We start from the raw sequence: 6,091 nt of genomic DNA on the forward strand, positions 1-6,091 counted from the left end.
CATGGAATGGCTCGCCGACCCGCAGATATGGGTTGCTTTCCTGACTCTCACCGCCCTGGAAATCGTCCTCGGCATCGACAACATCATCTTCATCTCCATCCTGGTCAGCCGCCTGCCGGTCGCCCAGCAGCCCAGGGCGCGTTTCTTCGGCCTGGCCCTGGCAATGGGCACGCGAATCCTCCTGCTGCTGTCGATCACCTGGGTGATGCGCCTGACCAGCGACCTGTTCAGCGTCTGGGGCCACGGCATTTCCGGGCGTGACCTGATCCTGTTCTTCGGTGGCTTGTTCCTGCTGTTCAAGAGCACCCTGGAAATCTGGCACAGCCTGGAGGGCGCCGAGGAGGAGCAGAAGAGCGGCGGCGGTTCGGCCGGTTTCTTCGGCATCATCATCCAGATCGCCATCATCGACATCGTGTTCTCCCTGGACTCGGTGATCACCGCGGTCGGCCTGGTGCAGAACGTGCCGGTGATGGTCGCCGCGATCGTCATCTCGGTGCTGGTGATGATGGCCTCGGCCGGCACCATCTCCGCGTTCATCGACAAGCACCCGTCACTGAAGATGCTGGCGCTGTCGTTCCTCATCGTGGTCGGCACCGTGCTGGTCGCCGAAGCCTTCGAAGTGCATGTGCCGAAGGGCTACATCTACTTCGCCATGGCCTTCTCGCTGGGGGTCGAGGCGATCAACATCCGCCTGCGTTCCGCCCTGGCACGCCGCAACCAGCGGCCCGAGCCGGAGCCGGTGAAGCTGCGCAAGGATCTGCCGGACTGACCGGCGAGGCTGGGCGGCGTCACCTGGAAGGGGTAGGCTGTGTGGCCTGCCCCTTTTTCTTTCCGTGGGCGCAATCGCTCTGCTCGTTTTCTGGTTCCCCGCGTTCGCGGGGACGACAGTCGTCCACGTCATTCCCTCGACCGCGGGAACCAGAAAACCAAGCCCCCGCTCCCTGGAAACCATTTCGAGGTGATTCACATGGCCCTGCACACCTGGCTTGCCTTTCTCGTCGCCTGTTGGGTGATCAGCCTGTCGCCGGGCGCCGGCGCCATCGCGTCGATGTCCAGCGGCCTGCAATACGGCTTCTGGCGCGGCTACTGGAACGCCCTGGGCCTGCAACTGGGCCTGGCGCTGCAGATCGCCATCGTCGCCGCCGGGGTCGGTGCGATCCTCGCCGCCTCGGCGCTGGCCTTCAGCTTGATCAAGTGGTTCGGCGTGGCCTATCTGGTCTACCTGGCCGTCCAGCAATGGCGGGCGTTGCCCAGCGAGCTGCACGCCGATGCGCCGCGTCCGGTCGGTCGGCCACTGACCCTGGTGGCGCGCGGCTTCCTGGTCAACGTCAGCAACCCCAAGGCGATCGTCTTCATGCTCGCCGTGCTGCCGCAGTTCCTCGATCCGCACGCGCCGCTGCTGCCGCAGTACCTGCTGATGGGCGTGACGATGATCACCGTCGACCTGATCGTCATGGCCGGCTACACCGGCCTTGCCGCCAAGGTGCTGCGGGCCCTGCGTTCGCCGCGTCAGCAGCGTCTGGTGAACCGCAGCTTCGCCGGGATGTTCGTCGGCGCCGCCGCCCTGCTGGCGACGGTGCGCCGGGCCGCCTGAGGAGCCGCTGTTCGAGGGAAAGTGTTTCAAACTGTTGCCAGAAATCGTTAGGAAGGTAAGAATCAACGCTCACCCGTTCTCATTTGCGTTTGATTATGTCCCTTCCTTCGCGTTGTCTTTCCTGGTTCCTGTTCTCCCTCCTGACGCTGTGCAGCCTGGGTCTCGCCGCCGAGCCGCTGGGCGATGCCGCCCAGGTCCTGCACCTGCTCGACTACATCGCCGCCGACTACCCGGCCACGGTCGCCGCCGGCCAGGTCGTCGATGACGGCGAGTACCGCGAGCAACTGGAATTCCTCACCCACCTGCAAGGGCTGATCGTCGCCCTGCCGGCGCGGCCGCAGCGGGCCGAGCTGGAGCAGGGGCTGGCCAGCCTGCGTACGGCAGTCGAGCAGCGCCGGGACGGTGCCGAGGTGGCCCGCGAGGCCCGCCGGCTGAGCGCCCAACTGGCGGTGGTCTACGAGGTCAGCCAGGCGCCGCTGATCACGCCCGACCCGGCTCGCGGCGCGCCGCTGTATGCGCAGCATTGCTCGGTCTGCCACGGCGACAGCGGTGCCGGCGACGGTCCGGCGGGTGTCGGCATGGAGCCGCCGCCGCGCAACCTGCGCGAGCAGGCGCGCATGGACCGGATGAGCCTCTACGACCTGTTCAACACCCTCGGCCAGGGCATCGACGGCACCGACATGCCGGCCTTCGCCGACCAGCTCGACGAGCGTCAGCGCTGGGACCTGGCCACCTACATCGCCGGCCTGAGCGCCGATCCGTCGGACGTCCGGGAGCCGCGTTTCGATATCGCCGACCTGGCCCGGCTGACACCGGCGGAGGTCGCCGCCAGCCAGGGCGCCGAGGCGGTCGCCGTGTTCCGCGCCCAGCGTGCCCAGCCGCCGCAGGTGCAGCGTGGGCCCAGGCAGTTGCTCGACTACACCGCGAGCACCCTGGACAAGAGCCTGGCGAGCTACCGCGATGGCGACCACGAGCAGGCCTACGACCTGTCGGTGGCGGCCTATCTGGAAGGCTTCGAGCTGGTGGAAAGCTCGCTGGACAACCTCGACGCCGACCTGCGCAAGGACACCGAGAAATCCCTGATGGCCTACCGGCAGGCGCTGCGTGACGGTCGCCCGTTCGCCGAGGCGGCGCAGTTGCTGGAGGTCGCCAAGGCCAAGCTGAATGCGTCCGCCGACCTGCTCGGCGGCGATGGCCTGAGCCAGTCGCTGAGCTTCGTCTCCAGCCTGCTGATCCTGCTCCGCGAGGGCCTGGAGGCGATCCTGGTGCTGGCGGCGATCCTCGCCTTCCTGCGTAACACCGGCCAGCAGGCGGCGGCGCGCAGCGTCCATATCGGCTGGGGCCTGGCGATGGTGGCCGGCTTCGCCACCTGGGCGCTGGCGGCGTACTTCCTGAATATCGGCGGCGCCCAGCGCGAGCTGATGGAAGGTTGCACCGCGCTGTTCGCCGCAGTGATGGTGCTGTGGCTCGGCGTGTGGATGCACGACCGCCGCCATGCGGCAGCCTGGCAGGACTACATCGAGCGCAGCCTGGTCAGCGGCGGCGGCCGTTTCGGCTTCGCCGTGCTGGCGTTCTTCTCGGTGTACCGCGAGCTGTTCGAGGTCATCCTGTTCTACGAAACCCTCTGGCTGCAGGCCGGCCCGGCCGGACACGGCGCGGTGGTCGCCGGTGCCGGGGTGGCGCTGGTGGCGCTGGTCGGCCTGGCCTGGGTGATCCTGCGCGGTTCGGCGAAACTGCCGCTGGGCCTGTTCTTCTCCATCAACGCGGCGCTGCTCTGCGCGTTGTCGGTGGTGTTCGCCGGGCATGGCGTGAAGGCGTTGCAGGAGGCGGGCGTGCTTGGCACCCGTCCGCTGCCGTTCTTCGAGTTCGACTGGCTGGGCATCCACCCGGACGCCTATTCGCTGGGCGCCCAGGCCGTCGCCCTGCTGGCGGTAGCGCTGCTCTACGGGCGTAGCCGGTTGGCCGAACGCAGGCGGGCCGCTCAGGCTTGAGATCACGGGCGGCCGGTTGCAGACTGGCCGCCCGTCTTCGTTTCTGCTGGAAGAACGCCATGCGTGTATGGATCGATGCCGACGCCTGTCCCAAGGCGGCCAAGGACCAGGTGATCAAGTTCGCCCTCAAGCGCAAGTTCGAGGTGCTGCTGGTGGCCGGCCAGAGCCAGGTCAAGCCGGCCTTCGCCTGCGTACGGCTGATCGTGGTACCGAGTGGCCCGGATGCGGCCGACGATTACCTGGTGGAGCACGTCCAGCCCGGCGAGCTGGTGATCTGTAGCGACGTGCCGCTGGCCGACCGGCTGGTCAAGAAGGGTGTCGCCGCGCTGGACCCGCGTGGCCGCGAGTTCGACGAGCGCAACATGGGCGAGCGCCTGGCGGTGCGCAACCTGTTCACCGACCTGCGCGAGCAGGGCCAGGTCGGCGGCGGACAGGCGCCTTATGGCGAGCGCGAGAAGCAGGCCTTCGCCAACGCCCTGGACCGCATTCTCACCCGCCTGGCCAGGCGCGAGGTCAGTGGCCCCACACCCTGATGTTGCCGCGCAGGCTGGTGATGTCGCGGATCACCAGGCTGCCGAGCCGGCTGTCGCCGACGTACATGTCGCCAGCCACCCGTACCCGGATGCGTTGCGCCGGGATGCCGCCCGCCATGAGTTGCTCGTTGATGCCGGTGAGGTCCGGCAGGGTGAACTGCAACTGCTGCTGGCCGTTGCTGCCGGTGATCACGTCGACCTTCAGCGTGGGGACGTTGATGTGCACGCCGAAGGCCGGCAGCGACAGGCTCAGGCCGAGCTGCGCCGGGCCGTAGGCGAAGAAGCCGCCGCTGCCGTTGGGGCAGTCGCCGGCGTTGACGCAACCGTTGTCGATCCTGACGTTGCGCAGCGACAGGCTGCCGCCGTCGTCGATCCAGCTCACCTGGCCGATCTGTGCCTGGACGTCGGCGCGGATGCTGATGCCGGCCTGGCCGGTGATGTTGCCGAGGGTCTGGTTGTCGAGGTCGACCAGCGCCGCCTGCGTGGCGCCGCTGGACAGCATGGCGAGGCAGGCGGCGGACAGCAGGGTGCGGAGCTGGAGTATGCTGGGCATGGCGACGTTTCTCTTCGCGGGGTGCGCAGAGTCTGGGTGCGCGCGTGCGAACTGGCCAGAGGCGCCAGGCGCTTCCCGCCGAAGGATGGGGCGGGGGCCTTCCTTGTACGCCGTCCGCGCCGCACCTTTGGCGGGCGGTGCATGGACGATGTTACGGCGGGTGACTGTGGTGCCCGCCGATGGTGAGGTGAGGAACAGCGATGCACAAGATACTGGTCAGCCGTTGCCTGCTCGGCGAGCGGGTACGCTACGACGGTGGCGCCAATGGTCCGCTCGAGCGGCTGGTGCGCTGGCAGGCGGAAGGCCGGGTGGTGCCGATCTGTCCGGAAGTGGCCGGTGGGCTGCCGACGCCGCGTCCACCGGCGGAAATCCTCGGTGCGCAAGGCGGTGCCGTGCTGGAAGGCCGCCTGCCGGTGCTCACCGATGCGGGTGAGGATGTCACCGAGGCGTTCCTGGCCGGCGCCGGGATCGCCCTGCGCCTGGCCGAGCAGCACGGCGTGCGGATCGCGGTGCTCAAGGCGCGCAGCCCGTCCTGCGGCAATGTCGAAGGTTATGACGGCAGTTTCAGCGGTCACCGGGTGCCCGGCGAGGGCGTTACCGCCGCGCTGCTGAGTCGCGCCGGCGTGCGGGTGTTCAACGAGACGCAGCTCGCCGAAGCGGAGCGGGCGCTGGCCGAACTGGAGGCGGAAGGGAGCTGAAACGGCCGGGAACCCCTTGTCCTGGGTGGGGTCTGTGCTGATTCCAACAATGCAAGGAGCAAGGAACATGACTCGTCGTCTATTGCCTACCCTCGGCCTGGTCGCCGCGCTGTTCGCCGGCATCTCTTCCGTTCAGGCCGAAGTGCCGCGCACTCCGTCCCCCGAAGGTGCCCAGGTGTACTTCATCGAGCCGGCCGACGGCGCCGTGGTGAGCCAGACCTTCACCGTCAAGTTCGGCCTCAAGGGCATGGGCGTGGCGCCGGCCGGCGTGGACGTGCCGGAAACCGGCCACCACCACCTGCTGGTCGACGTGCAGGAGCTGCCGGCGATGAACATGCCGCTGCCCACCACCGACGCCGTGCGCCACTTCGGCAAGGGGCAGACCGAGACCCAGGTCACCCTGGCGCCGGGCAAGCACACCCTGCAACTGCTGGTCGGCGACAAGAACCACGTGCCGCTCGATCCGCCGGTGATTTCCGAGAAGATCACCGTGACGGTGAAGTGAGCGGCTGTTTTTCTTTTTCTGGGTCCTCACGGTTTCTGGGTCCCCACGTTCGCGGGGACCCAATAACCCAGCCCAACAAACGCCCAGGAAACGAAAAAGGGAGGCCGAAGCCTCCCTTTACACCCCCCGGAGCAGTCGCCAGGTGACGTCGCGCCCTTCCCACTGCGGCAGCGTGACGCCGTGGGCGAACGGCTGCTCGCCGCTGGGCAGGTCCTCG

The 6,091-nt window shown here is 68.1% G+C and carries 7 protein-coding genes; 6 read left to right on the plus strand and 1 reads right to left on the minus strand.

Annotated elements, in window-relative coordinates; translation table 11 throughout:
- Position 1: 1 nt before the first annotated feature.
- The 4 genes from PSEWESI4_RS03180 to PSEWESI4_RS03195 all read left to right on the plus strand — a co-directional run bounded on the left by PSEWESI4_RS03180 (position 2) and on the right by PSEWESI4_RS03195 (position 4,118).
- Complete coding sequence (locus tag PSEWESI4_RS03180; RefSeq protein ID WP_187669727.1) at positions 2–769, plus strand: TerC family protein; 768 nt, start codon at positions 2–4, stop codon at positions 767–769.
- Positions 770–967: 198 nt separating this feature from the next.
- Positions 968–1,594 carry a homoserine/homoserine lactone efflux protein gene (gene rhtB / locus PSEWESI4_RS03185; RefSeq protein ID WP_187669728.1) on the plus strand — a complete coding sequence of 209 codons (627 nt, stop codon included), beginning with the start codon at positions 968–970 and terminating at the stop codon, positions 1,592–1,594.
- A gap of 95 nt (positions 1,595–1,689) precedes the next feature.
- On the plus strand, positions 1,690–3,585 hold the full coding sequence (locus tag PSEWESI4_RS03190; RefSeq protein ID WP_187669729.1) for a cytochrome c/FTR1 family iron permease: 1,896 nt from the start codon (positions 1,690–1,692) through the stop codon (positions 3,583–3,585).
- 59 nt (positions 3,586–3,644) lie between these two features.
- Positions 3,645–4,118, plus strand: coding sequence for a YaiI/YqxD family protein (locus PSEWESI4_RS03195; protein ID WP_187669730.1), 474 nt, complete (start codon positions 3,645–3,647; stop codon positions 4,116–4,118).
- On the opposite strand, the gene PSEWESI4_RS03200 is transcribed toward PSEWESI4_RS03195, so the two are convergent.
- The gene (locus PSEWESI4_RS03200; RefSeq protein ID WP_408004267.1) at positions 4,099–4,662 is read right to left on the minus strand and encodes a DUF6160 family protein; all 564 of its coding nucleotides are present in this window, start codon (positions 4,660–4,662) and stop codon (positions 4,099–4,101) included. The genes PSEWESI4_RS03195 and PSEWESI4_RS03200 overlap by 20 nt on opposite strands.
- 209 nt (positions 4,663–4,871) lie before the next feature.
- Here PSEWESI4_RS03200 and PSEWESI4_RS03205 point away from each other — a divergent pair, with 209 nt between their 5' ends.
- Together PSEWESI4_RS03205 and PSEWESI4_RS03210 are read left to right on the plus strand one after the other, a co-directional pair.
- A complete protein-coding gene (locus tag PSEWESI4_RS03205; protein WP_187669731.1) occupies positions 4,872–5,369 on the plus strand; it encodes a DUF523 domain-containing protein in 498 nt (165 codons plus the stop codon).
- Between the two features lie 67 nt (positions 5,370–5,436).
- Positions 5,437–5,874 carry a DUF4399 domain-containing protein gene (locus tag PSEWESI4_RS03210; protein WP_187669732.1) on the plus strand — a complete coding sequence of 146 codons (438 nt, stop codon included), beginning with the start codon at positions 5,437–5,439 and terminating at the stop codon, positions 5,872–5,874.
- Positions 5,875–6,091 lie beyond the last annotated feature (217 nt).

The sequence above is a fragment of the Zestomonas carbonaria genome, from assembly GCF_904061905.1.
Taxonomy (GTDB): domain Bacteria; phylum Pseudomonadota; class Gammaproteobacteria; order Pseudomonadales; family Pseudomonadaceae; genus Aquipseudomonas; species Aquipseudomonas carbonaria.

Excerpts from the sequence above, each read along its gene's own strand:
- rhtB (WP_187669728.1), top strand. The coding sequence starts at position 968 with ATGGCCCTGCACACCTGGCTTGCCTTTCTCGTCGCCTGTTGGGTGATC.
- PSEWESI4_RS03210 (WP_187669732.1), top strand. The coding sequence starts at position 5,437 with ATGACTCGTCGTCTATTGCCTACCCTCGGCCTGGTCGCCGCGCTGTTC.
- PSEWESI4_RS03205 (WP_187669731.1), top strand. The coding sequence starts at position 4,872 with ATGCACAAGATACTGGTCAGCCGTTGCCTGCTCGGCGAGCGGGTACGC.
- PSEWESI4_RS03195 (WP_187669730.1), top strand. The coding sequence starts at position 3,645 with ATGCGTGTATGGATCGATGCCGACGCCTGTCCCAAGGCGGCCAAGGAC.
- PSEWESI4_RS03190 (WP_187669729.1), top strand. The coding sequence starts at position 1,690 with ATGTCCCTTCCTTCGCGTTGTCTTTCCTGGTTCCTGTTCTCCCTCCTG.
- PSEWESI4_RS03180 (WP_187669727.1), top strand. The coding sequence starts at position 2 with ATGGAATGGCTCGCCGACCCGCAGATATGGGTTGCTTTCCTGACTCTC.